Source organism: Curtobacterium sp. JUb34 (assembly GCF_003755065.1).
In the GTDB taxonomy this organism is placed as follows: Bacteria; Actinomycetota; Actinomycetes; order Actinomycetales; family Microbacteriaceae; genus Curtobacterium.
Genome location: NZ_RJVH01000006.1, coordinates 15,837 through 38,576, shown reverse-complemented (window position 1 = coordinate 38,576; position 22,740 = coordinate 15,837). Strand labels below are relative to the sequence as shown.

General features: G+C 71.5%; 26 protein-coding genes. 18 read left to right on the top strand and 8 right to left on the bottom strand.

Features of this window, described 5'->3' with window-relative positions; translation table 11 throughout:
• Positions 1-167 precede the first annotated feature (167 nt).
• The 3 genes from EDF63_RS18320 to EDF63_RS18310 are packed head-to-tail and all read left to right on the top strand — an operon-like array spanning position 168 to position 1,980.
• Entirely contained in the window at positions 168-686 is a 519-nt protein-coding gene (locus EDF63_RS18320) for a GNAT family N-acetyltransferase (RefSeq protein ID WP_123314433.1), read from the top strand.
• Positions 683-1,324, top strand: coding sequence for an HAD-IA family hydrolase (locus tag EDF63_RS18315; RefSeq protein ID WP_123314432.1), 642 nt, complete (start codon positions 683-685; stop codon positions 1,322-1,324). The genes EDF63_RS18320 and EDF63_RS18315 overlap by 4 nt, the downstream gene beginning before the upstream one ends.
• Positions 1,321-1,980: an HAD family phosphatase gene (locus tag EDF63_RS18310; RefSeq protein ID WP_123314431.1), complete on the top strand. Its 660-nt coding sequence runs from the start codon at positions 1,321-1,323 to the stop codon at positions 1,978-1,980. Before EDF63_RS18315 ends, EDF63_RS18310 begins: the two co-directional genes overlap by 4 nt.
• A gap of 6 nt (positions 1,981-1,986) precedes the next feature.
• Here the strand turns inward: EDF63_RS18310 and EDF63_RS18305 are convergent, their stop codons facing one another.
• Positions 1,987-2,553, bottom strand: coding sequence for a TetR/AcrR family transcriptional regulator (locus tag EDF63_RS18305; protein WP_123314430.1), 567 nt, complete (start codon positions 2,551-2,553; stop codon positions 1,987-1,989).
• Between the two features lie 89 nt (positions 2,554-2,642).
• Here EDF63_RS18305 and EDF63_RS18300 point away from each other — a divergent pair, with 89 nt between their 5' ends.
• The 3 genes from EDF63_RS18300 to EDF63_RS18290 are packed head-to-tail and all read left to right on the top strand — an operon-like array spanning position 2,643 to position 5,926.
• On the top strand, positions 2,643-3,638 hold the full coding sequence (locus tag EDF63_RS18300; RefSeq protein ID WP_123314429.1) for an amidohydrolase family protein: 996 nt from the start codon (positions 2,643-2,645) through the stop codon (positions 3,636-3,638).
• A complete protein-coding gene (locus EDF63_RS18295; RefSeq protein WP_123314428.1) occupies positions 3,628-5,385 on the top strand; it encodes an AMP-binding protein in 1,758 nt (585 codons plus the stop codon). The genes EDF63_RS18300 and EDF63_RS18295 overlap by 11 nt, the downstream gene beginning before the upstream one ends.
• A 4-nt stretch (positions 5,386-5,389) precedes the next feature.
• Positions 5,390-5,926 carry a GNAT family N-acetyltransferase gene (locus EDF63_RS18290; RefSeq protein ID WP_123314427.1) on the top strand — a complete coding sequence of 179 codons (537 nt, stop codon included), beginning with the start codon at positions 5,390-5,392 and terminating at the stop codon, positions 5,924-5,926.
• On the opposite strand, the gene EDF63_RS18285 is transcribed toward EDF63_RS18290, so the two are convergent.
• Positions 5,923-7,134: an MFS transporter gene (locus tag EDF63_RS18285; protein WP_123314426.1), complete on the bottom strand. Its 1,212-nt coding sequence runs from the start codon at positions 7,132-7,134 to the stop codon at positions 5,923-5,925. The genes EDF63_RS18290 and EDF63_RS18285 overlap by 4 nt on opposite strands.
• A 102-nt stretch (positions 7,135-7,236) precedes the next feature.
• On the opposite strand from EDF63_RS18285, the gene EDF63_RS18280 reads away from it, so the two are divergent.
• From EDF63_RS18280 to EDF63_RS18265, 4 genes are all read left to right on the top strand, one after another.
• On the top strand, positions 7,237-8,088 hold the full coding sequence (locus EDF63_RS18280) for an SDR family NAD(P)-dependent oxidoreductase (protein ID WP_123314425.1): 852 nt from the start codon (positions 7,237-7,239) through the stop codon (positions 8,086-8,088).
• 315 nt (positions 8,089-8,403) lie between these two features.
• Positions 8,404-9,180 (top strand): hypothetical protein, encoded by a 777-nt coding sequence (locus EDF63_RS18275; protein ID WP_260233172.1) that lies wholly within the window; start codon positions 8,404-8,406, stop codon positions 9,178-9,180.
• A gap of 35 nt (positions 9,181-9,215) precedes the next feature.
• A complete protein-coding gene (locus EDF63_RS18270; RefSeq protein ID WP_260233171.1) occupies positions 9,216-9,701 on the top strand; it encodes a luciferase family protein in 486 nt (161 codons plus the stop codon).
• A gap of 26 nt (positions 9,702-9,727) precedes the next feature.
• On the top strand, positions 9,728-10,270 hold the full coding sequence (locus tag EDF63_RS18265; protein ID WP_123314424.1) for a cysteine hydrolase family protein: 543 nt from the start codon (positions 9,728-9,730) through the stop codon (positions 10,268-10,270).
• A gap of 93 nt (positions 10,271-10,363) precedes the next feature.
• Here EDF63_RS18265 and arr read toward each other — a convergent pair whose 3' ends face one another.
• A complete protein-coding gene (gene arr / locus EDF63_RS18260) occupies positions 10,364-10,774 on the bottom strand; it encodes an NAD(+)--rifampin ADP-ribosyltransferase (RefSeq protein ID WP_123314423.1) in 411 nt (136 codons plus the stop codon).
• A 96-nt stretch (positions 10,775-10,870) separates the two neighbouring features.
• Here arr and EDF63_RS18255 point away from each other — a divergent pair, with 96 nt between their 5' ends.
• From EDF63_RS18255 to EDF63_RS18230, 6 genes are all read left to right on the top strand, one after another.
• Positions 10,871-11,218, top strand: a complete 348-nt coding sequence (locus tag EDF63_RS18255; protein WP_123314422.1) for a PadR family transcriptional regulator — start codon at positions 10,871-10,873, stop codon at positions 11,216-11,218.
• Positions 11,215-12,198 (top strand): hypothetical protein, encoded by a 984-nt coding sequence (locus EDF63_RS18250; RefSeq protein ID WP_123314421.1) that lies wholly within the window; start codon positions 11,215-11,217, stop codon positions 12,196-12,198. Before EDF63_RS18255 ends, EDF63_RS18250 begins: the two co-directional genes overlap by 4 nt.
• 56 nt (positions 12,199-12,254) lie before the next feature.
• Positions 12,255-13,187, top strand: a complete 933-nt coding sequence (locus EDF63_RS18245; protein ID WP_123314435.1) for an ABC transporter ATP-binding protein — start codon at positions 12,255-12,257, stop codon at positions 13,185-13,187.
• Positions 13,184-14,050, top strand: a complete 867-nt coding sequence (locus tag EDF63_RS18240) for an ABC transporter permease (protein WP_123314420.1) — start codon at positions 13,184-13,186, stop codon at positions 14,048-14,050. Before EDF63_RS18245 ends, EDF63_RS18240 begins: the two co-directional genes overlap by 4 nt.
• Before the next feature lie 114 nt (positions 14,051-14,164).
• Positions 14,165-14,656, top strand: coding sequence for a hypothetical protein (locus EDF63_RS18235; protein ID WP_123314419.1), 492 nt, complete (start codon positions 14,165-14,167; stop codon positions 14,654-14,656).
• Positions 14,656-15,144, top strand: coding sequence for a hypothetical protein (locus EDF63_RS18230; protein ID WP_123314418.1), 489 nt, complete (start codon positions 14,656-14,658; stop codon positions 15,142-15,144). The genes EDF63_RS18235 and EDF63_RS18230 overlap by 1 nt, the downstream gene beginning before the upstream one ends.
• Here EDF63_RS18230 and EDF63_RS18225 read toward each other — a convergent pair whose 3' ends face one another.
• A complete protein-coding gene (locus EDF63_RS18225; RefSeq protein WP_123314417.1) occupies positions 15,145-15,744 on the bottom strand; it encodes a dihydrofolate reductase family protein in 600 nt (199 codons plus the stop codon).
• A 106-nt stretch (positions 15,745-15,850) separates the two neighbouring features.
• Here EDF63_RS18225 and EDF63_RS18220 point away from each other — a divergent pair, with 106 nt between their 5' ends.
• Together EDF63_RS18220 and EDF63_RS18215 are read left to right on the top strand one after the other, a co-directional pair.
• Positions 15,851-17,749 (top strand): family 43 glycosylhydrolase, encoded by a 1,899-nt coding sequence (locus tag EDF63_RS18220; protein ID WP_123314416.1) that lies wholly within the window; start codon positions 15,851-15,853, stop codon positions 17,747-17,749.
• Positions 17,750-17,866: 117 nt separating this feature from the next.
• Entirely contained in the window at positions 17,867-19,303 is a 1,437-nt protein-coding gene (locus tag EDF63_RS18215; protein ID WP_123314415.1) for a GAF domain-containing serine/threonine-protein kinase, read from the top strand.
• Positions 19,304-19,769: 466 nt separating this feature from the next.
• On the opposite strand, the gene EDF63_RS18210 is transcribed toward EDF63_RS18215, so the two are convergent.
• The 4 genes from EDF63_RS18210 to EDF63_RS18195 form a co-directional block, all read right to left on the bottom strand.
• Positions 19,770-20,255, bottom strand: coding sequence for a tetratricopeptide repeat protein (locus EDF63_RS18210; RefSeq protein ID WP_123314414.1), 486 nt, complete (start codon positions 20,253-20,255; stop codon positions 19,770-19,772).
• Complete coding sequence (locus tag EDF63_RS18205) at positions 20,252-21,088, bottom strand: DUF6807 family protein (RefSeq protein WP_185021524.1); 837 nt, start codon at positions 21,086-21,088, stop codon at positions 20,252-20,254. The genes EDF63_RS18210 and EDF63_RS18205 overlap by 4 nt, the downstream gene beginning before the upstream one ends.
• A 10-nt stretch (positions 21,089-21,098) precedes the next feature.
• Complete coding sequence (locus EDF63_RS18200; RefSeq protein WP_123314412.1) at positions 21,099-21,782, bottom strand: bifunctional 2-polyprenyl-6-hydroxyphenol methylase/3-demethylubiquinol 3-O-methyltransferase UbiG; 684 nt, start codon at positions 21,780-21,782, stop codon at positions 21,099-21,101.
• 195 nt (positions 21,783-21,977) lie between these two features.
• Positions 21,978-22,727 (bottom strand): FadR/GntR family transcriptional regulator, encoded by a 750-nt coding sequence (locus EDF63_RS18195; protein WP_123314411.1) that lies wholly within the window; start codon positions 22,725-22,727, stop codon positions 21,978-21,980.
• Positions 22,728-22,740: the final 13 nt, after the last annotated feature.

Below are 22,740 nucleotides of genomic sequence, written 5' to 3'. Positions count from 1 at the left end.
GTGCGCGCCGAACACACCCTGGTGCAGGGTGGAGAACCAGCAATGTGCGGCTGGTGAGCGCTCCGGGTGGTTCCCGGTCTGTGCAGGTGATTCGGTGCCCTGCCCGAAGTCGATTGGAACCAGTTCGGACGAGTTTCGCCGACCGCCAGCTGTCCTAGGCTCGGTCCATGCAGGGGATCACGATCCGACCGACGACCGAAGCCGACTGGGAAGCCGTCCGAGCGCTCCGTCTGGAGATGCTCCGGGACACCCCGATGGCCTACGCGGAGCACCTGGCGGACGCCGAGCAGCTCGACGAGGCGGAGTGGCGTGCGCGGGGCCGGCGCGGTCAGGACACCGGCGGCACCGCACTCGTGGCGATCGACGCCGACGGCCGCTGGGTCGGTGCAATGGGGTCGTTCATCCCCGACGCCGTGACCGGCCCGTTGCTGGTCGGCGTGTACGTGGCGCCGTCGCACCGCGGAGGTGCGGCTGGTGTGACCGATGCCCTGCTGGACGCGATCGAGTCGTGGGCATCCGGCCACGGCGACACGCTCCGACTCCACGTGCACGAGCGCAACCTGCGGGCCCAGGCCTTCTACGCGCGGCGCGGGTACGAGCCGACCGGGGCGACGGAGCCGTACGTGCTCGCGCCCGACGAGCGGGAGCTCGAGATGATCCGTCGACTCGACGGGGCCTCCGCATGACCGGCGGTGGGGTGCGGTGGCTGCTGCTCGACGTCGGCGGGGTGCTCGAGCAGGTCGACGACGCAGCGTGGCCCGGGCAGTTCCGCACGAGGTGGGCGGCGGCGTTCGGTCTGACGGACGAGGAGTTCTCGGCGCGGTTGTCGAACGCCGACCTGCCCGATGCCGCACGGCGGACCGGGGTCGACGACGAGTACTGGGGAAAGATCGGCGCGGCCCTCGGAGCCTCGGCCGAGGTGCTCGCGTCGATGCGAGCCGACTTCTGGGACGCGTACTGCGGCACGTTGAACCAGCCGCTCTTCGACTTCCTCGCCGGTCTGCGCGGGCAGGTCGGACTCGCGATCCTGTCCAACTCGGGTGACGGCGCGCGCGAGGAGGAAGAGCGACGGTTCGGGTTCTCGGCCGTGTTCGACCCGATCTCCTACAGCCACGAGATCGGGGTCACCAAGCCGGAACCCGAGGCGTTCCGGATCGTGCTCGACCGGCTCGACGCCGCACCCGCCGATGTCCTCTTCATCGACGACGTGCCGGAGAACATCGAGGCTGCCCGCGCGATGGGGATCCGGGCGCACCTGCACGTCGAAACCGCGGACACGATCGCGGCGATCCGCGCCGCGATGCCGGAGGATCGAGAGCCGTGACGGAACCGGTCCGCGGCATCGTCTTCTTCGACGTCGACGGGACCCTCGTGTCGACCGGTTCGAGCAGCAGTCACCTCGCCGCGCGTCTCGGCCATCGGGAGGCGTTGGACGAGGCCGAGCGGCAGTACGCCGACGGCATACTCACGAACCGACAGGTGAGCGAGATCGACGCCGCCGGCTGGCGCGGTGCATCGACGTCGGCCGTCGATCGATGGCTCGAAGACCTGCCGGTGCTCACCGGCGTGGAGCTCATGGTGGCGTGGTGTCGCTCGCACCGGGTCGCTCCCGTGCTCGCGTCGCTCGCGTGGCAGCCCGTCACGGCGTCGCTCGCGCGACGGTTCGGGTTCGTGGCCAACGGCGGACCGCGGGTGGGGGTCACGGGCGAGACCCACGACGGGACGGTGGCGGAGCACTTCGACGAGTTCGACAAACGAGACGCTGCGCTTCGGTACGCGCTGACTCGTGGCGTGCCGATCGAGCGGTGCTGTGCGATCGGGGACAGCCGATCGGACATCCCGCTCTTCGAGGTGGTCCCGGCTGCACTGGCACTCAACGCGACCGGAGCAGCACGGGCGGCAGCGTCGTCCGCGATCGACACGATGGACCTCTCGGAGGTCGTGCCGTGGCTCGAGACGTGGCTGCGCGGTCTGGACTGATCCGGTTCAGCGACTGGGTGATCGGGACTCCGTCGTGAGCGACTCGACCCAGCCCTGCGCCGCGCGGAGGAGGTCGTCGCGGGACGCACCCTCGAACGCGCTGAGACGCAGGAAGTGCTGCGTGATCGTGATGCCGAGGATCCCGCTCACGGTCATCACGGCCCGCAGCCGCGCGTCGTCGCCGTCGAGTGACCGCGTCAGGTTCTCGACCCGTTCGTCGAGGTAGCCGCGCATCGTGTCCGTGGCCTCGGGCACCGTCAGCATCGACCGAACGAGGGCGGCCGTCTCGGCGGGGAGTGCGTCGAACCGGATCCCCAGGACGTCGAGCAGGTGGTCGGCAGCGGCGCGCTCACCCCCGCCGTCCGACACGGCTGGCAGCTGCACGGCGGTCGCGAACAGCGCTGCCTTCGACCCGAAGTGCTGCATCACGAGCGACGGATCGATGCCCGCCGCTGCGGCGATGCTCCGGATCGTCGTGCCCTCGTATCCGTTCGCACCGAACTGCTGCCGGGCTGCATCGCGGATGCGCTCGGCGGTCTGTGCGCGTTTCGCGTCGCGTGAGGTCTCGGCCATGCACCGACTCTACGACGTTGAGCGAGGTGTACAGTTCACTCAACGCCGATGAGCGACTGCGTCGGCGCGAGACCTGACGGAGGCACCCGATGACCCTGATCGCGATCGAAGAGCACTGGAACCACCCGGCACTGACCGACGCGGTCAACGCCCTGCCCGAGGACCGCCGCGACCCGAGCACCGCGCTGGACGACCTCGGCGACAACGGCGAGCGACTCCGTGACCTCGGCGACGCCCGGCTCGCGGCGATGGACGAGCAGGGGATCGACGTGCAGGTGCTGTCGCTCGCACCTCCCGGAGCGCAGCCGCTCGACGCCGCGGACGCCATCCCGCTGAGCCGACAGGCGAACGACATCGCGATCGCCGCGGTGGCGGACCACCCGGACCGGTTCCGTGCGTTCGCGACCCTGCCGATGGCGGACCCGGCGGCCGCCGTCACCGAGCTGCAGCGCACCGCCGGCCTCGGCTGCGTCGGCGCGATGGTCTACGGGCGGACGGGCGAGGTGCCGCTCGACGACCGCCGGTACGACGACCTCTTCGCCGTCGCGGCATCGCTCGGGCAGCCCGTCTTCATCCACCCGCAGATCCCGTCGAAGCGTCTGCGCGAAGCGGCGTACGAGGGATTCGATCCGATGGTCGAGCTCGGGTTGGCGACCTTCGGGTGGGGGTGGCACCTCGAGGCGGCACGAGCGGCACTTCGCCTGATCGTCGGTGGCACCTTCGACCGGCACCCGGACCTGCAGATCGTGCTGGGCCACTGGGGTGAGCTGCTGCTCTTCTGGCTCGACCGCGCGGACAGCCTGTCGCGGGTCGCCGGGCTTGAGCGGACGGTCTCCGACACCGTCCGCTCCAACGTCCACATCACCAGCTCGGGCATGCTCAGTCCCACCCTGCTCCGGCACGCGCTCGACGTCACGACGCCCGATCGGCTGCTGTTCTCCACCGACCACCCGTTCCAGCGGCCCTCCGCCGACGAGATCGACACGTTCCTGCAGGAGTTCCCCTCGGACGTGGCCCGCGATGCCTTCACATCGGGGAACGCACGTCGGCTGTTCGGGATCGGCGACCAGACGGATGCGGCATGATCGGTCCGTGCCCAACCCGAACGTGACCGCCGCGTACCGCGCTGCCCGTGACCAGTTGCTCTCCGCAGAGTCCGCCGATGCCGCCCGTGCCGACTTCCGGTGGCCGGACCTCGGCGACACCTTCAACTGGGCGGACGACTGGTTCGACGTCATCGCGGCCGGCAACGACCGCATCGCGCTCTGGATCGTCGACGCGGCCGGCTCGGAACAGCGGCTCAGCTACGCGGAGATGGCCGCCCGGTCCGACCGCTTGGCCGTGCGCCTGCACGAGCACGGCGTCCGGAAGGGCGACCACGTGCTGGTCATGCTCGGCAACCAGCTCGAGCTGTGGGAGACGATGCTCGCGGTGATCAAGCTCGGAGCGGTGATCCTGCCGACGTCGACGATGCTCGACACCGCCGACCTGCAGGACCGCGTCGACCGCGGAGCCGTGGCGCACGTCGTCACGAACCGCAGCGAGACCGCGAAGTACGACGACGTTCGCGGGGGCTTCTCCCGCATCGTGATCGGCGGCGCCGTGGACGGCTGGACGGAGTACCCGTCCGACCTCGGCGAACCAGCGCCCGCGGGGGAGTCGCGACCGGTCGTGGTCACCAAGACCACCGATCCCTGCCTCGTCTACTTCACGTCGGGAACGACCTCGAAGCCGAAGATGGTCGTGCACACCCAGACGTCCTACCCAGTCGGGCACCTCAGCACGATGCACTGGCTCGGCCTGCGGCCCGGGGACGTGCACCTGGCGATCAGCTCGCCCGGCTGGGGCAAGCACGCGTGGAGCTGCTTCTTCGCGCCGTGGATCGCCGAGGCGACCGTCTTCGTCCACGACACCCCGCGGTTCGATCCGGCCGCGCTCCTCGCCCAGCTGGACGCCGCCGAGGTGAGCACGTTCTGCGCACCGCCCACCGCCTGGCGGATGATGCTCCAGTCCGAGCTCGGCGCGCGCCCTCGGGCACTGCGCGAGGTCGTGTCGGCCGGTGAACCACTGAACCCCGAGGTCATCGACCGGGTCGAGCGCGCCTGGGGCCTGACCATCCGCGACGGCTACGGGCAGACCGAGACCACCGCGATCATCGGCAACGCCCCCGGCGGCACCGTGACCCCGGGCGCGATGGGGCGCGCATTGCCCGGCGTCACCGTGACGCTGCTGGACCCGGTGACCGGGCAGCCCGGCGACGAGGGCGAGGTCTGCCTGGACCTCGACGAGCGGCCGGTCAACCTGATGGCCGAGTACCTCGGCGACCCCGACCGGACCGCGGCGTCGATGCGTGACGGCTTCTTCCACACCGGCGACATCGCGGTCCGGGACGCCGACGGGGAGCTGACCTTCATCGGTCGGACCGACGACGTGTTCAAGTCGTCCGACTACAAGGTGTCCCCGTTCGAGGTCGAGAGCGCCCTGCTGCAGCACCCCGCCGTGGCCGAGAGCGCCGTCGTGCCCGCCCCGGATGACGCCCGCCTCAACGTCGTGAAGGCGTACGTCACCCTCGCCGCCGGGTTCGAGGCGACGGCGGACACCGCCGAACAGGTGCTCGCCTACGCCAGGACCGCGCTCCCGGCGTACGCACGCGTGCGGCGGGTTGAGTTCGCGGAGCTGCCGAAGACCATCTCGGGCAAGATCCGACGCGTGGAGCTGCGGGAGCGTGAGGAGCGTGCTGCCGTGAGCGGCGTGCCCGTCGACGGTGAGTGGCGCGACGAGCAGTTCCCGGAACTGCGCGCGTCCCGTCCGCTGCCGCCGGCCGCCGGCTGATCGCATGGCGGTCGACCTGCGCCCGTGGTCGGTCCACGACGCACCCGCGCTGCTCCTGGCCCGGCGGACGACGCCGGACCTGGACACGCAGTTCCCCGACGCCGACCTGCGCGACGAGGCGCAGGCGCGCGAGCACATCAGCCGGTTCCTCGGGTTCGGCGATCGCGCGAAGAACTGGGCGCTCGTGGACGACGGTGTCGCGGTCGGGAACGTCGGGCTCACCGCGATCGAGTTCCGGCACGGGACGGCCTGGGCGTCCTACTGGCTGACGCGCGGGGCACGCGGACGCGGACTCGCGACGACGGCGCTCGCCAGCGTCTCGTCCTGGGCGTTCGGCGTCGGGCTCTTCCGCCTGGAGCTCGGGCACCGGGTGAACAACCCCGCGTCGTGCCGGGTCGCCACCGCCGCGGGGTTCGCCGCAGAGGGCATCGAGCGACAGAAGCTGCGGTACGGCGTCGAACGCTTCGACGTGGAGACCCACGCTCGTCTGGCGACGGACCCGGCCCCGGTTCTGCCGGCGCTGCTCCAGGTCTCCGTCTAGAGCCGCGCCGGGAACGCCGACCGCCGGCCGACCAGCGTGAGAAGCGCCGCGATCGCGCCGAAGACGACCATCACGACGGCGAGGACCAGTCCGTCGAACACGGTCAACAGCGCGGCTCCGAAGACCCCGGCGACGAAGATCGCGATGTTGAACGCGACCGGCAGGAACGCGCTGGCGACGTCGGCGTTCTCTCCTCCGGCCGTGGTGAGCGCCGCCTGCAGCTGCGTCGAGGCGCCACCGAAGCTGATGCCCCACAGGACGGCGGCGACGAGGACGGCGACCGGCGATGCGTGGCAGACGAGCAGCACGACGCCGGTGACGACGAACAGTCCGACGCTCAGGTGCAGCAGCGGCCGGGGGTGTCGATCGAGGAGGGCACCCGTGACGACCACGCCGAGGATCGCCGCGATGCCGTAGACGAGGAGGACGAGTCCGGCGCTGAGGTCGGTACCGGTCACCCGCAGGTACGGCGAGATGTAGGTGTAGATCGTGTTGTGCGCGACCATCCACGTGGCGATGACGGCGAGGATGACCGCGATCCCGCGGATGCGGAACACCTTGACGACGGAGAGCTTCGCGGTGCCGGTCTGGCCCGGCGCATCCGGCACGAACACGGCGATGAGGGCCAGGACGACGACCCCGACGAGGCTGAGGCCGATGAACGACCACCGCCAGTCCAGGGCGGTGCCGATGAACGACCCGAGGGGCGTGCCCAGCGCGAAGCCGACGGGCGCGCCGGTGGAGACGATGGCGAGCGAGACGCCGGCGAACCGGGCAGGGCTGATCCGCCGCGCGTAGGTGGCGAACATGCCCCAGATGACGCCGGACGCTGCGCCGGCGACGAACCGTGTCACGAGCGCGACGGTCACGTTCGGCGCGAACGCGGTGAGGGTGTTCGCGATGACCAGCACGGCGATGGCCGTCATCAGCAACGGCTTGCGGCGCAGACTCCGGGTGAGGGCGATCGCCGGCACCGTGGCGATGACCGTGCCGATCGCGTAGGCGCTGACGAAGAGCCCGACCGTGCCCTCGGACGTCCCCATGCCGTCCGCGATGACCGGCAGGAGGCCCGCGGGCATGGTCTCCATCGCGACGAGCACGAACCCGATCGCCGCGAGCAGCGCGAGCGGGAACCACGGCAGCCGGTCGTCGGCGTGCGGTGCGTTCGCGGGCTGGTTCGACGGGGTCGTCGTCACGAGGTGGTCCATGTCCCTGACGGTAGGTGCAGACCGCGGGCGGCTGAGAGGTTCTGCCCGACCCCGTCTGGGCAGAGCCTCACTCACTGCACGGATGTGGTCTTCGATGGGGACATGACCGAGCCCCAGACCTTCTTCATCACCGGGACCAGCCGCGGCATGGGCACCGACTTCGCGCGTGCGGCCCTGGACGCCGGACACCACGTCGTCGCGACCGGGCGGGACCCGGAACGCGTCCTCGCAGCCGTCGGCCAGCACGAGGAGCTGCTCGCCGTCGCGCTGGACGTCACGGACGAGCGCACCGTCCGGAGCGCGGTCGACGCCGCGATCGAACGGTTCGGCCGCATCGACGTGCTGGTGAACAACGCCGGCAGCTTCCAGGGCGGCTTCTTCGAAGAGGTCTCGCCGGAGCAGTTCCGCGCGCAGATGGAGACGAACTTCTTCGGTGCGCTGAACGTCACCCGCGCGGTGCTCCCCGTGATGCGGGCGCAGCGCTCCGGTCGGGTCATCACCATCAGCTCGACCGCCGGCATCGTCGCCGGCGCCGGAGGGAGCGCGTACGCCGCGTCGAAGTTCGCGCTCGAGGGGTGGATGGAGGCACTGCACGACGAGGTTCTGCCGTTCGGCATCCACACCACCGTCGTCGAGCCCGGTTTCTTCCGCACCGACCTGCTCGCGGAGGGCAGCTCCACGTTCTGGGGCGACGTCCACCTCGACGACTACCGGTCCTCGTCGGACCAGACCAAGGAGTTCTTCCGCGGCATGGAGGGCAAGCAGAGCGGCGATCCGGTGAAGCTCGCCCGGACGCTCCTGGCCCTGACGGAGATGTCCGAGCCGCCGGTGCGCCTCGTCGCCGGCGCGGACAGCGTCGCGGGGGTCCTGCGGAAGGCACAGCAGCTGGACGAGCAGGCACGGGCGTTCCCGGAACTGACCTCGTCGCTCGACCTGGACGACCAGCAGCGCTGAGTCGGGGATCCGCACACGACCAAACCCCTCGAACGGGGGCTCCGAATGAGTCCGGTCGTTCATGACCCGTTACCGGACGCGCCCTCGTCGTCGACCCGAACTTCGACGTGGGCGCGTTCGTACGCCCGGGCAATCGATCCGGGGCCCGGTTCCGAACAACCCGCAGTAACGGGATCAGGAGTTGTCCGTCCTGCCCTGTTCGGGTCAGGCACCGGACGGGCAGCTCTCCCGTCATCGCACGAGTGCCGCGTAGCACCGGGACACAGCGCGCTCGACCAGCTCCCCAGCGCAGCACGAGGCGGCGAGACTGGTTCGGTGCGCGCTCGTCTCGTCCTCGGTCTCCTCGTCACCCTTGCCTGCACCGTGCCGCTCACGGCGTGCTCGACCGTCGAGGGCCTGGCACACGACGCACTGCGGTCGTCCGACGGATCGAACGGCACCGAGACGGCGCCCTGTCCGCGCGACGACGTGCCAGCACCGGAGCAAGCGGACCCGACACCGGAACAGACCCCGGCGCCGACCCTCGACCCCGCCGTCGCGAGCCAGGTCGGCACCGCGCTCCGACAGGTCCGTGCGCTCCCGTCCGTCGCCGAGGCCACGCAGACGACCACGAACACCCCCAGCTCCACTCCCGACCCGACCTGTTCCACCCGGTGGGTCACGGCGAACCACTTCGCGTCGCGGTTCACGGTGACGATGGACCCCGACGCGACACCGTCGGAGGCCGGAGCCGTCCCGACGACGATGGCCACCGAGCTGGCGTGGACCGGCGTGGACCTGACCCTGACCGTGCCGGCGGGCGAAGGGCACATCGCGAGCACCCTGCACTACGACGGCACGTTCGACCAGCAGATCCCCGAGTCGACGTCGACCGCGGTGGCGGAGGGACTCGCGACCCTCGCCGCGACCCCGCACGTGACCGGGCTCGAGGCCACGATCCCGTACACGATGCGCGTCGACTACGGTTCACTCGTCATCGGCGTGGACTCGGAGGACCAGGGCGTCCTCGACCGCGTCCGCGCCGTGATCGACACGACGGCCTTCGCGGACACGACCCTGCACGGTTCGTTCGGCAACGGCGCGAAACCGTGACCCGCGGCGGCGGAGCGTGCCGGTAGCGTCGAACGGTGATCTCCACACCTCGCCCCGGTGTCCGCCCGTCCGTTTCCGACGACGGGCCACAACGTCAGCTCACCGATCGTGCGACGCCGGAACGGTGGGGACGTCTCGTCGCGAACGCCCTGGCATTGCCGGACGTGGTCGAGGGGCACAGTCAGGTCTCGCCGGCGTCGTCGCGCGCACTGTTCCTCCGCGACCGTGCCGACCACGTCGTGCCGTGGACGTCGCTCGCTCCCGAGGGGCGCCTCGAACCCGTGCACGTGCACGGTGTCGACGACACCTCGGTGCACCTGTGCCTGCCGGCGGCTCGCGGCGTCGAGCTCACCGCTCTCGGGTGGGCGACCCCGCATCAGTACGAGGACCACGGCACCGAGTTCCTCGTCTACGGGCCGCGCGACGACCACGAGGTGGACGTCGTGCTCTCGATCATCGCGGAGAGCCTGGCCTTCGCCCGCGACCCCGGCGACGAACAGCCCGGACACGGCCCGGTCTGAGGCTCGCGGCACGCCATACTGACCCCATGACCCGCGCGCTGCTCCTCGTCGACATCCAGCTGGACTACTTCCCGGGCGGGGCGTTCCCCCTCGTCGAACCCGAGGCCGCTGCCGCCGCAGCCCGCGCGGTGCTCGACTCCTTCCGCGCCGCCGGCGAGCTGGTGGTGCACGTGTTCCACGTGTCCACCGACTCCGAGGCCACGTTCTTCGTGCCGGGCACGCCGGGCCTCGACTTCCACCCGTCGGTCGCGCCCGTCGACGGCGAGACGATCATCGAGAAGCACGCACCGAACAGCTTCATCGGCACCGGACTGCAGGAGCTGTTGACCGACGCCGGAGTCGACGAGGTCACCATCGTCGGGATGATGAGCAGCATGTGCATCGACTCGACGACCCGGGCCGCCCACGAACTCGGCTTCACCGCGACGGTCGTCGCCGACGCGTGCGCGGCGCCGGACCTGACCTCCGGGGGCGTCACCGTCCCGGGTGCGAGCGTCCACGCCGCCTTCATGGCGGCGCTCGACGGCAGCTTCGCGACCGTCACGACGAGCGACGCGCTCAGCCGCTGACGTCCGCAGGGCGCGTTGGGGGCCCTGAGATGGGACAGAGCGGACGGGAGGCCCGTGGCGGCCCCGCCCCGCGCCTCCCGTCCGCCAGCCGGCTCAGTTGATGATCTCCCCGCGCTCGTCCGCGCGCAGTGCGGTCAGGCGCTCGCGCCAGAGGCGCAGCGCTTCGGACGTGAGTTGGGGCCAGTCGGTGACCTCGCGGACGATCCGTACTGGTTCGGTGCTGCGGTAGGACCGGGTCGGGTTGCCGGGGAACTTCTTGTCGGTGACGTTGGGGTCGTCCTCGTACGGGCCGATCGGTGCGACCTCGTAGACCCGCGGTTCGGCGTCACCGGCGGCGAGCTCGGCGGCGAGGCCGGCGCCGTCGGAGACCGCCGTGAAGTAGACGTGGTTCATGACCACCTCGGGGCGGTAGTTCGACCGGAAGCCCGCGGTGAGCAGGTCGCCCGGCAGGAGGTCGGCCTTGGTGCCGTGGAAGAACGGTCCGTCGTCCTGTGCCTGCTTCACGGCGTCAGGCTAGCCGCCGTTGCGTCGCGTGCACGAGCATCCTTCGCGCGCTTCCTGTTCTGGGAATACTCCCATTGTGGGTATATGCTTCTGGTCATGAGCAGTGGGGAACTCCGCGAACCCGTCTTCTGGATCCTGACCAGCCTGACGGGCGGTCGACAGCACGGGTACGCGATCATCCAGGCGGTGGCCGAGCTCTCCGAAGGACGGGTCGCACTCGCGGTCACCACGTTGTACGCCTCGCTCGAGCGTCTCCAGAAGGACGGGCTGGTCCAGGGCGGCGGTGACGAGGTCGTCAGCGGTCGACTCCGGCGCTACTTCGCGATCACGAGCGAGGGTGAGCAGCGGCTGGCCGACGAAGCCGCACGGCTGGACGCGAAGCTGCGCGTCCTCCGCACCCGGCTCGGGCGTGCGTCGACGGCGACGGCCGGGGGAGCGGCATGACCGCCCAGCGGAGCGGCTCACCGCTCGAAGCCCGGTACCGCCGGCTCACGAGGTGGTACCCGCGCACGTGGCGAGCAGCGAACGAAGACGCCTTCGTCGGGACGCTCCTCGACGTCGCGGACGCCGAGGGCCGTGCCGCTCCGACACGACAGGAACGGCTGGACATCGTCGGGCACGCGGTCTCCGCGCGGTTGGACCGGATCGTCGTGCCGCACGTCCGCGACGCGGGCAGCACGATCGCCCTCACCATGGGCACCGGCTTCGCGCTCGCCGAGTTCCTGGTCAGCAGCTGGGCGCCGTGGATCCACGGCAACCCGGTGCCGAAGTCGCTGGTGCAGGTCGGGCCGTTCCGCGACAGCGGCTTCGTGTTCGCCGCGCTCTGGCTCGTCGCCCTCACCGCGGCGCTCGCGGGTCGGTGGGCGGTCGGGCGGATCGCGCTGACCGTCTGCATCCTCGCTGCCGTCGTGACCCCGTACTGGTTCGTCCGGTTCCCGGGGGTCTGGAGCGTCGACCGCGGCACCCTCGCCCTCTTCGCGGCCTGCGCACTCGTCGCTCTCATCGGCCGACCGGTCCGCAGCCACCACAGCGCAGCAGCCGCGGCCGGGTGGTTCCTGCTGGGCGTCGCGAGCTACGGCAGCGTCGGCCACCTCACGGGGGCGTGGCTGATCAGCCGGAGCCTGTGGGACGGCAACCTCTGGGCCTGGTACGCCGTCGGGGTGATCGAGGTCGCGGCCGTCGGGTTGGCGGTGGCGCGGCTCTGGACGGTCGTCTTCACGATCACGCTCGGCCTGACCCCGTACATCCTCACGGTCGTCGGCAACGAGTTGCGCGGGATCCTGACGGAGAGCGGTTCCGCGGGCGTCATCGCTGCTCCGGTCGCGCTCGGACTGGTGCTGCTCGTCCTGCACAGCAGTGGCAAGCTCGAGCTCACCGACCGGACACGGCGCCGGGTCGAGCGCATCCGACCCCCGCGCACCTGACACATCCCCCTTCCGACGGACGCGCCACCGGACACCGCTGCAATAGCGTGGCCGCCGTGATCGAAGTCAGCCACCTCACCAAACAGTACGGTCCGAAGACCGCCGTGGACGACGTCTCGTTCGTCGTCCGACCCGGCAGTGTGACCGGCTTCCTGGGGCCGAACGGCGCCGGGAAGTCCACCACGATGCGCATGATCATGGGCCTCGACCGGCCCACCGCGGGGAGCGCGACGGTGAACGGCCAGCCGTACACGACGTTCCGCGACCCGCTCCGACAGGTCGGCGCCCTGCTCGAGGCGAAGGCGGTCCACTCGGGCCGCAGCGCCTACAACCACCTGCTCTCGCTCGCGGCGACCCACGGCATCCCGAAGGCCCGCGTGCACGAGGTCATCGACATGACCGGCCTCGAGTCGGTCGCGAAGAAGCGCGTCGGCGGGTTCTCGCTCGGCATGGGGCAGCGCCTGGGAATCGCTGCCGCACTGCTCGGCGACCCGAAGACCCTGATCCTCGACGAGCCCGTCAACGGCCTCGACCCCGACGGCGTGCTGTGGGTCAGGCAGCTCGCCCGGCGGATGGCCGCCGACGGCCGCACCGTGTTCCTGTCCAGCCACCTGATGAGCGAGATGGCGCAGACCGCCGACCGCGTGGTCGTGCTCGGCCGCGGCAAGGTCCTGGCCGACGCCCCGATCGCCGAGTTCGTCGCCGGCGGCGGAGCCGCTCCCGGTGCCGCCGGTGGTGGCAGCCGGGTCATCGTCCGGACGCCGTCGCCCGACCAGCTGTTCCAGGCCATCGGCCCGAACGCGACCGTGACCCCGCGCGAGGACGGCACCTTCCTGGTCGTCGGTCCCGACGCACCGACGGTCGGCAACATCGCCGCCCAGGCCGGCGTCGCACTGCACGAACTCACCCCGACCGGCGCGAGCCTGGAGGAGGCCTACATGGCCCTCACCCGCGACGACGTCGAGTACCGATCGGAGGGCACCCGATGAGCGCCACCACCCCGCCCGTCACCCGAGCACACTCGGCTTCCGTGCCGGACTCGGTCCGCCTGTCGTTCCCGCGCCTGGTCCGCAGCGAGTGGATCAAGCTCCGGAGCATCCGGTCCACGATCTGGTGCTACGCGATCCTGGTCGTCCTGACGATCGGCATGGCGGCGCTGCTCGGCGCCTTCGTGGTCGTGCCGGAGAACGCCCCGCAGACCGTGATGAACGCCAACTTCGTGAGCATCAACACCACCGGCGTCTCGCTCAGCGCGCTCGTCGTCGGTGTGCTCGGCGTCCTGATCATCACGGGTGAGTACGGCACCGGTCAGGTCCGCTCGACCTTCACGGCCGACCCGCGACGCACGGGCGTGATCCTCGCGAAGGCCACCGTCCTCGCGCTCACGACCTTCGTCGTGAGCGTGGTCTCGACGTGGATCGGCGTGGTCCTGTCGGCGCTGCTGCTGTCCTCCGACGGCACGGCCGCGCAGATCGGCGACCCGTCGGTGTTCATGCCGATCCTCGGTTCCTCGGTCTACGTGACGCTGCTCGCGCTGCTCGCCTACGGCATCGGGCTGCTCGTCCGGTCGAGTGCCGGCGGCATCGCGATCACGCTCGGCATCCTGCTCGTCCTGCCGGTGATCTTGTCGCTGGTCGCGGGTCTGTTGAACGCCGACTGGGTCGGTGACGTGTTCCGGTTCCTGCCCGACCAGGCAGGTAGCCAGCTCTTCGCGTACTCGTCCTCGGGCGCGGAGGCCGGACCGACGAGCGGTGTCGTCCTCAACGGCTGGGGCGGCTTCGGTGTCCTGGCGGCCGAGGTGCTCGTCGTGGGTGCACTCGCGCTGACGGTCGCACGTCGACGCGACGTCTGACCCGCCCGCTCGAACCGCACGCGCGTTCTGCGACGTCCCACCTGTCGATCGACGGGTGGGACGTCGTTCGTTGTGCACGCTTCGACCAATCCGCGGCGTCGCTAGGCTCGCACCGTGCGACACCTCCCCGCCCTGGTCCTGCCGGCGCTCGCCGTCGTGGCCCTGCTCGCCGGCTGCACGTCGGCACCGCCCGTCGACGAAGAGGCCCTCAGCGCGTGGCAGGACGCACAGGAGAAGTCCGGAGCCGGCGACGACGCGCTCGCCACGCTGTACTCCCGGGTCGACACCGGCGAGGGACAGACCGATGCTTCTGGCGAATTGCAGCGCGGCATCACGATCACCTTCGAGCACCCCGAACAGATCGACCACCTCGAGTTCTCCTGCTTCGGCGGCGCCCGGATGAGCGGCCAGGTGACGACGACCTCCGAGGCGACGTCCCGGACCACGTCGACCGACCCGATGCGGTGCAGCGATGGGCAGCAGCGCGTCGACCTCCCGCGCACCTGGAAGCGTGACGTGCACAGCATCTCGTTCAACGCCTTCGACAGCGACCGCGACAGCGCATGGCAGGTGCTCGTCGTCAGCGCCGGCACGGACACCGACTGATGTCACGCGGCCGCCGCTTCTCCGCGCTGGTCCTGCCGGCGCTCGCCGGCGTGGCCCTGCTCGCCGGCTGCACGTCGGCGCCGCCCGTCGACGAGCAAGCCCTCGCCAAGTGGAAGACGCAGCAGGAGGCGAGGACCGAGACGGAGGACGCGGTCCTCGGGGTGCTGACTGCCGACACGAGCCCCGGCGACGAGGACCCGGCCCATCTCGAGCCCGGCGTCCGCGTGCAGTTCCCGGACTCGCGGACGATCGACCACCTCGAGTTCTCGTGCTACGGCAACGGGCAGATGCGCGGCATCGTGCGGACCGTGTCGGCGCGCGGATCGCAGAGCATCGAACTCGATCCGATGTCCTGCACGGACAGCCCGCACCAGATCGAGCTGTCGTCGAGCAAGGGCGTCGACAGCGTCGCGTTCAACGACTTCGACAGCGACCGGCCGAGCGCCTGGCGACTCGTCATCATCGGTCCAGGCCCCTCGGGGGAGTGACTAGCGCAGCACCTGGTAGCGGTGCAGCGTGACGCCGTTGTGGTACTGCTGCTGCTCGAGCAGGTCCAGCAGCACCGGCGGCCGTCCACCCGAGGCAGGCGGATCGAACAGCGGACGGCCGGCGCCGAGCACCGCGGGGTGCGTGTAGAGCAGGAGCTCGTCGAGCAGCCCCGCGTCGAGCAACTGCGTCGCGAGGTTCGGGCCGCCGACACCGATGTCGCCCTCGGACTCCTCGCGCAGGACGGCGAGCTGCGCGATCGCGTCGTCGCCGCCGATGATCCGCGTGTTGTGGTCGGCGCTCGTCCGGGTGCGTGAGACCAGGATCTTCGGCTGGTCGGTCCAGATCTCGCCGTACTCGCGCATGAACGCCGGCATCGACTCGTCGGCGCGGGCGTCCGGCCAGAACGGGTCCATCATGTCGCGGACGACCCGACCCTCGACGGACAGGGTCATCGCGGCCGCGCGGGCGTTGAACTCGCGGTGCAGCGGCTCGTCGATCCGCATCCACTCGGGTCCATCGACGTCGCCGAGTTCGCCCTCGTCGCGCTCGACGAAGCCGTCGATCGACACGTTCATCCAGTACACGAACCTCGCGGGCATCGCTGACTCCTTCGTCGCGCGGAACCGGACGGAACCGGCCCGGTCCGCTGCCCGCGAGCGTACGCTCGCGCAGGCAGCCCTTCCTCGACGATGAGAGCAGGACCCCGTGCGCCGAACAGTCGCAACCATCCTCGCCGTCGCGACGCTCACGGCGGTCGCGGCCACGGGCCTCCCGGTCGGCGCCGCCGCAGCGTCCACGCCCGTGGCGGACCGGACCACCGGACACAGCAGCGCGGGACACGGCGCCGCGGCGCCGACCCACCGGAACCCGGTCGCACTCAGCCTGCCCGATGGGGAGACGGCGGCGAGCTGCGCCGACCCGACCGCGATCCGCGGGGTCGGACGTGATCGCGACTGGTACCTGTACTGCACGACCGACGCGCTGACGGCGACGGAGCAGAACGCGGACGGCTCCCTCGTGCAGCACGGGGTGCCGACGTACCGGTCGACCGACCTGACGCACTGGACGTACGTGAACGACGCGTTCCCGACACGACCGGCGTGGGTCGGGTCCGCCAACGGGATCTGGGCACCGGACGTCGTGTACCGCGCGGGCGAGCGTGGTCGTCCCGGCACCTGGTACCTGTACTACGCCGCCTCGGACACGCCCTCGGCATCGGCACCGACCGGCGGGGGATCCGCGGTGGGCGTCGCGACGAGCTCGAGCCCGACCGGTCCGTGGACGGACTCCGGAGGCCCCGTCGTCGCTCCGCAGGCGGCCGCGAACGGCACCGGGCAGCGATGGGCGTTCGACCCCGAGGTCATCACCGACAAGGGCACCACGTACCTGTACTTCGGCAGCTACTTCGGTGGCGTCAACGTCCGCACCCTCAGCGCCGACGGGCTCCGGTCCGACCCCGCGAGCGAACGGCAGATCGCGATCGACAACCGGTACGAGGGCGCCTACCTGATGCGCCACGACGGCTGGTGGTACTTCATGGGCTCCGCCACGAACTGCTGCAACGGCGCACTCACCGGGTACGGCGTCTTCGTCGCCCGGTCGCGCAGCCCACTCGGACCCTTCACCGACCAGGACGGTGTCGCGATCACGAGCACCCGGGTCGGCGGGACCCCCTTGCTCGCGCAGAACGGCAACCGCTGGGTCGGCACCGGGCACAACACGGTGGTCACCGACCTCGCCGGCCAGGACTGGATCATCTACCACGCGGTCGACCGCGGCGACCCGTACTACGCGGGGCAGCCGACGTACACGAAGCGGCCGGCGCTCATCGATCCGCTCGACTGGCGGCACGGCTGGCCCGTCGTGCGGGGCGGGGCGGGGCCGTCCGACACGGTGCAGCCGGGGCCGGTCGCGCAGCCGGGGCAGCGTGCGACCCACCGGGCGACCACTGCACCGGTCGACGTGCCCGGACGGACCATCCGCGCGTTGTCGACGTCGTTCGACGGGAGCACGCTCCCCGCGGCGCTCCGCTGGACGCGCGAACCCGACCGCTCGACCTGGACCGTCGCCGGCGGTACGTTCCGCTGGCAGACGCAGGACGCCGACATCCACCCACCGGCGACGCCGCTCGCCTCGGTCCTGTCCGAACCGGCGCCGCGGGGCGACTACGTGCTGCAGACGACCGTCGCGGTGGACACCCCTGCCACGGGTGACGGCAAGAACTACGTGCAGGGCGGACTGATCGTGTGGGGTGACGACGGCAACTACCTCCGGCTGACGTCGAACTCGATCTTCAACACCCGGCAGACGGAGTTCGGCAAGCAGGTCTCCGGGCAACCGGCCGGGGCGCCGAGCTACGGCAACATGGTCGTCGGACCGGTCGGGGACACCACCACGCTCCGGATCGTGCACCGGTCCGTCCGCGGGGAGCACCGGTACACGGCGTACACGAGCGTCGACGGGCGGCACTTCGTCCGCGGTGGGACCTGGACGGCAGACCTCGGCAGCTCGCCGAGGGTCGGGCTCATCTCGCTCGGTGGCGCCGGGTTCACGAGCACGTTCGACGACCTGCGGGTGAGCACGGTGGCGACGCACCGGCGGTGACGGGCTGCCGAGCCGGGCGCGCCGGCGCCGTTCAGCCGGAGAACGCCGTGGGCCACCACGATCCCCGACGGGATGGGAGGATGCACCGACGCCTGCCCGCACCGAGAACGAGGTTCGATGAGTCCGACCGAGGACACCCAGTCCGCGGCCCCACTGCTCGACGGGCGCTACCGGCTCGAACACGCCATCGGCCAGGGCGGCATGTCCGTCGTGTACCGCGGCATCGACGAGAGCCTGCACCGCCCCGTCGCCGTCAAGGTGTTCCACGCCGGGATCGTCGACATCGCCCGGCAGGAAGCCGAGCTCGGCGTGCTCGCCTCGCTCGAGCACCACAACCTGGTCAGCCTGCTCGACACCGGGGTCGTGACCGGCCACGACGGCACCCACCAGCGCTACCTCGTGATGGCACTCGTCGTCGGACAGGACCTCGAGGAACGCCTGTCGGTCGGCCCGCTCGCCTCGCGCCACATCGCCGAGATCGGCTACGACATGGCCGAAGCGCTGCACTACATCCACAGCCACGGCGTGGTGCACCGCGACATCAAGCCGTCGAACATCCTGCTCGTCGACTACGGCAACGACTCCGACCGTGCCCGTGCACGGCTCACCGACTTCGGCATCGCGCTCGCCGCGGGCGTCGAGCGGCTCACCGCCGACGGCGTCACCACGGGCACCGCCGCCTACCTCAGCCCGGAGCAGGCCCGAGGCGGCGACGTCGGCGCCCCGAGCGACGTGTACTCACTCGGCCTCGTGCTGCTGCAGTGCTTCACCCGGCGCCGTGAGTTCCCCGGTTCGCTCGTCGAGTCCGCCGTCGCTCGGCTGTCCCGCGACCCGGTCGTCCCCGAGCCGCTGCCCGAGCACTGGAAGCAGCTGCTCCGCGCGATGACCGCGCAGGACCCGGCCGCCCGTCCCGCCGGTGCCGAGCTCGTGACGCTGCTGCGCGACGTCGTCATCGCCGAGACCGCCGGCACGGACCACGTCGTCGACACCACCTCGGCGGTGTCGTCCGCGGCGGCCGGTACGCCGCGTGCCGAGTCCGACCCGGCCCGCCCGGCGACGCTCGACACCCTGCCCGACGAGGCCCTGCACCGCACCACCGCGATGGCCGCCCGCCTGTTCGACGCCCCGATCGCCCTGGTCGAGGTGCTCGACGAGGACCGCGCCTGGTCGCAGTCGTACATCGCCGAGGGCGTCGACGAAGCAGCGCGCAACATCAACTTCCGCAACGGGTTCGCGCCCGTGCCCGTCCCCGTCGTGATCCCCGACGGCTCCACGCACCCCGAGATGCAGCACAGCCCGCTCGTCACCGGGCCGCTCGGCATCCGGTTCTACGTGAGCGTGCCGCTCGTCAAGCACGACGGAGCCCCGATCGGGACGCTCGCCGTGCTCGACACGAAGCCGCGGCAGGCGACCGAGGCCGACCTGGCGAACCTGCACGACCTCGCCGCGCTCGCGGTCACGCAGCTCGAGCTCCGGCAGGAGTCGCTCCGCACGACGAGCGACTCCCTGCCGGTCGCGCAGGTGACGGGGCAGCAGGAGGGCGCGCGGCCCTAGACGGTCGCCGCTGTCGGACGGGAGGCCCGGTGCGGGCCCGCCCCGCGCCTCCCGTCCGCCCTGCGGTCGCGTCGCGTGCGTCGCTCTCGTGCGCGGGCGGGCGCCCGTCCGCCCGTCAGCGGGCCGGCCCGTCAGCCGGCGAGCGGGCGAAATGCCGGGGTGCGCGGCCCCTCCACCCGGGTATTTCGCCCGCTCGTGCAGGCATGCCGCAAATCGCATGCATCCGCTGGAATACGAGTGCCCGTTCGCGCGAGCGGGCGAAATGCCAGCGTTGCGCGCCGGTACACCCGGATGTTTCGCCCGTTCGCGGGTGGGGTGGGGGTCCCCGACGGCTCGAGCGGGCGAAATGCCGGGGTCGGGTGCCGGACGGACCACGGTGTTTCGCCCGCTCGCCGTCGGGTCGCGAACGGCACGAGCGCGTCGTGGTGACCCGACACCGAGCGCCGGCGGGTCGGGGCGGGAACCGTCAGGCGTCGGTGAGGGCAGCGGCGTAGGCGCGGACGGACCGGTTGTAGCGGGGGAGCGTCGGCTCGACGGCCTCGATCGCGACCCGGAGTGCTTCGTCGTGACGGCCCGCACTGTGCAGGGCGAGCGCGAGGAACACTTTCGGCGCGGCACCGGTGGACGGGTGTTCCGGGGCGTCGCGGAGCATCGCGATGGCCTCGTCGACGCGGTCGAGGTTCCGCAGCGTCGAGGCGTGCTGGACGACCATCTGCGCGGCACGGGGCGGATCGACGTCCGCGAGTCCCGCGGCCGTGGCCGCTGCGTAGTGGACGTCGGCCTCGGCCTCGTGGCCGCCGGAGTCGTTCGCGCCGCCGAGCTCGAAGGCACCGAGGGCCGGGTGCGGTGCAGCCGCGGCGAGCTCGCGCATCCGCTCGATGCGCTGCTGGTCGTCGATGGTCTCGTCGGCCCAGAGTGCGGCGACGCGGGCTTCCCAGTCTGCGGTGGTCATCGGTCCAGCGTATTGCCGGGCAGGACGGCACCGTCGGTGATCGTCGCGCGGAAGGAGCGCACGAAGGGGACGCCCGGGCGCACGAGCGCCGGTTCACGCCAGGCGAGGGCCGAGCCGATGGCCGGGTACTCCGCGACCCGGACGAACCAGGGATCGCGGTGGTCGAGTGCTTCGAGCCGGACCGTCGCCGGGGCACCCTCGAACACCGCAGACCACTCGACCCACGGGGCGATCGAGCCGTGCACCGCTTCCTCGCCCTGCGCGTCAGCGGTCCGGACGACCACGTCGGTGCACTCGGCGAACCGCCAGGAGAACCCGCCGTAGCCAGCACCGACCCGACCGTTGCTGCCGGGGCTGCCGAGGTGCACGATGTCGTTGCCTGGAGCCCGGAACGAGGACGACCAGGTCAGTTCCCACCCGGAGTCGACGACACGCCAGGCGAGGGTCCGGTCTTCGTGCAGGACGACCGTGTGGTCGGGGCCGCGCCAGGCGAGCTCCTGGACCGTACCGCCGCCGCGCGGAGCCGGAAGATGCTCGGCACGCAGCACGTCGGCCCGGCCGTGGTCGTCGCGCCAGACGTAGCCCTCGCCGCGCACGTAGGTCGGACCGCCCCAACAGTTGACGCCGTCGACGTCCGGGATCGCGACCCCGACACCGCAGTGCCAGTCGTGGTCGGCCGGGTGGTGGGCAGTGAGGACGGTACGGCCGAGGGTCCGCACCGGGTGCAGGTACGGGTGCGGCGACGAGGTCGCGGGGGTCCCGGCGCCGTCGCGTTCGAGGGCGACCTCGACCGTGCCCAGCTCGATGGTGCGCAGGACGTCGTCGGTGCTCACCGCTCCGACGCTACCCGCGCGAACGGCGGACCAGCACCACGCTGTCGACGACCTGGTGCGGCTCGCCGTCGGGTGTGCTCGCCGTGCGCGGCCGGAGCTCGGCGGCGACGACCTCCCACGCATCGTCGAGCTGCATCGCCGTCAGGTCCTCGTCGGGCGCCGGGAACCGGTACTCCCGCAGTTCGGAGGGCAGGTCGTCGTGCGGTGGTGCAGCGTGCGCCGTGACGAGCAGGTGCCCGCCGACCGCGACGAACCCGGCGGCCCGTCGCAGGATCGCCGCGCGCGGGATCTCCACGGGCCACGACTGCAGGAACGACGCCGTCACCAGGTCGAAGCGCGCAGCCGTCGCCCACGTGGCGAGGTCCGCTGCGACGAACGCCGTCTGGTCCTCGACCCCGGCGGAGACCGACGCCCGCGAGCCACGCTCGATCGCCGTCACCGACAGGTCGATCCCGAGGGCGTCCCACCCCTGCTCGGCGAGCCACACGACGTCGCCGCCCTCACCGCAGCCGAGGTCGAGCGCACGGCGCGCACGGTCGCCCGGCGCCGGTGGCAGCTCTGCGGCGACGTCGGCCAGCACCGCGTTCACCCGACCCGACCAGATCCCGTCGCGCTCCGCGTACCGCTGCTCCCACCACTCGCGAGCCGAAGCGGTGGGGGAGCCGGCGGCGGCGGTGGTCTCGTGTGCATGCATCCGCCCACTCCAGCGCACCTGCCGGACCCGACCCAAGCCCTGTTGCCGCCCCGGCAACGTCGCACCGTGCGAGGCGGACCCGCACCGCGCCTCCCGGCCGCCCGATCGTGAGCAGAAGATGTCGGGTCGCCGTCACGGACCCGACCATTTCTGCTCACGAAGCGCACGCGCCCGCGCGCCCGCCGCCCCCCACCGCTACTCGACGGGCGGGACGGGCTCCGCGTTCTCGATGCGGGCGCTCGCCGTGGCCATGTGCTCGTCCATCGCCCGCTGCACGGCGGGCACGTCGCCGGCCCGCAGTGCCTCGTAGATCGCGCGGTGTTCCTCGTAGGCCGCCTCGGTGGCCTGTCGGGTCTGGACGCGGCGACCGACCCACACGCTCAGCATCGACCGCAGGCTCTGCAGCAGATCACCGAGCACGTCGTTCCCCGCGGCTCGGGCGAGCAGGACGTGGAACCGGACGTCGGCGTCGATGAAGGCCTCCGGGTCGTCGAGGGTGGCCTCTTGTCGGACGAGGTACTCGCCGAGCTCGGCGACCTGCTCGGGCGTGGCTCGCTGCGCGGCGAGGATCGCGACCGTGCGCTCGAGCGACGACCGGACCTCCAGCAGCTCGCGGGTGCGGTTCGAGGCGAGCATGAGCCCCCACGACAGCGTCGTCGGCAGCAGGTCCGAGGTGCCGCCCTGCAGGTACGTGCCCGAGCCGGGGCGGATCTGCACGATGCCCAGGATCTCGAGGGCGGCCAGCGCCTCGCGCACGGCGGAGCGACCGACGCCGAGCCGTTCGGCCAGGATCCGCTCGGACGGCAGCCGCGAGCCCGGTGCCAGTTCACCCGCGGTCAGCAGGGACACGAGCTGTCGAGCGACCTCGGAGGCGGGCGATCCCGCGGGCACGGACTCGAGTTCGAGTCGGATGTTGAGGGGATCGTCCGGGCTGAACGCGGGCATGCAGTGAGCGTAC

Excerpts from the sequence above, each read along its gene's own strand:
- EDF63_RS18320 (WP_123314433.1), top strand. The coding sequence starts at position 168 with ATGCAGGGGATCACGATCCGACCGACGACCGAAGCCGACTGGGAAGCC.
- EDF63_RS18315 (WP_123314432.1), top strand. The coding sequence starts at position 683 with ATGACCGGCGGTGGGGTGCGGTGGCTGCTGCTCGACGTCGGCGGGGTG.
- EDF63_RS18305 (WP_123314430.1), bottom strand. The coding sequence starts at position 2,553 with ATGGCCGAGACCTCACGCGACGCGAAACGCGCACAGACCGCCGAGCGC.
- EDF63_RS18300 (WP_123314429.1), top strand. The coding sequence starts at position 2,643 with ATGACCCTGATCGCGATCGAAGAGCACTGGAACCACCCGGCACTGACC.
- EDF63_RS18295 (WP_123314428.1), top strand. The coding sequence starts at position 3,628 with ATGCGGCATGATCGGTCCGTGCCCAACCCGAACGTGACCGCCGCGTAC.
- EDF63_RS18290 (WP_123314427.1), top strand. The coding sequence starts at position 5,390 with ATGGCGGTCGACCTGCGCCCGTGGTCGGTCCACGACGCACCCGCGCTG.
- EDF63_RS18285 (WP_123314426.1), bottom strand. The coding sequence starts at position 7,134 with ATGGACCACCTCGTGACGACGACCCCGTCGAACCAGCCCGCGAACGCA.
- EDF63_RS18280 (WP_123314425.1), top strand. The coding sequence starts at position 7,237 with ATGACCGAGCCCCAGACCTTCTTCATCACCGGGACCAGCCGCGGCATG.
- EDF63_RS18265 (WP_123314424.1), top strand. The coding sequence starts at position 9,728 with ATGACCCGCGCGCTGCTCCTCGTCGACATCCAGCTGGACTACTTCCCG.
- EDF63_RS18255 (WP_123314422.1), top strand. The coding sequence starts at position 10,871 with ATGAGCAGTGGGGAACTCCGCGAACCCGTCTTCTGGATCCTGACCAGC.
- EDF63_RS18250 (WP_123314421.1), top strand. The coding sequence starts at position 11,215 with ATGACCGCCCAGCGGAGCGGCTCACCGCTCGAAGCCCGGTACCGCCGG.
- EDF63_RS18240 (WP_123314420.1), top strand. The coding sequence starts at position 13,184 with ATGAGCGCCACCACCCCGCCCGTCACCCGAGCACACTCGGCTTCCGTG.
- EDF63_RS18230 (WP_123314418.1), top strand. The coding sequence starts at position 14,656 with ATGTCACGCGGCCGCCGCTTCTCCGCGCTGGTCCTGCCGGCGCTCGCC.
- EDF63_RS18225 (WP_123314417.1), bottom strand. The coding sequence starts at position 15,744 with ATGCCCGCGAGGTTCGTGTACTGGATGAACGTGTCGATCGACGGCTTC.
- EDF63_RS18215 (WP_123314415.1), top strand. The coding sequence starts at position 17,867 with ATGAGTCCGACCGAGGACACCCAGTCCGCGGCCCCACTGCTCGACGGG.
- EDF63_RS18210 (WP_123314414.1), bottom strand. The coding sequence starts at position 20,255 with ATGACCACCGCAGACTGGGAAGCCCGCGTCGCCGCACTCTGGGCCGAC.
- EDF63_RS18200 (WP_123314412.1), bottom strand. The coding sequence starts at position 21,782 with ATGCATGCACACGAGACCACCGCCGCCGCCGGCTCCCCCACCGCTTCG.
- EDF63_RS18195 (WP_123314411.1), bottom strand. The coding sequence starts at position 22,727 with ATGCCCGCGTTCAGCCCGGACGATCCCCTCAACATCCGACTCGAACTC.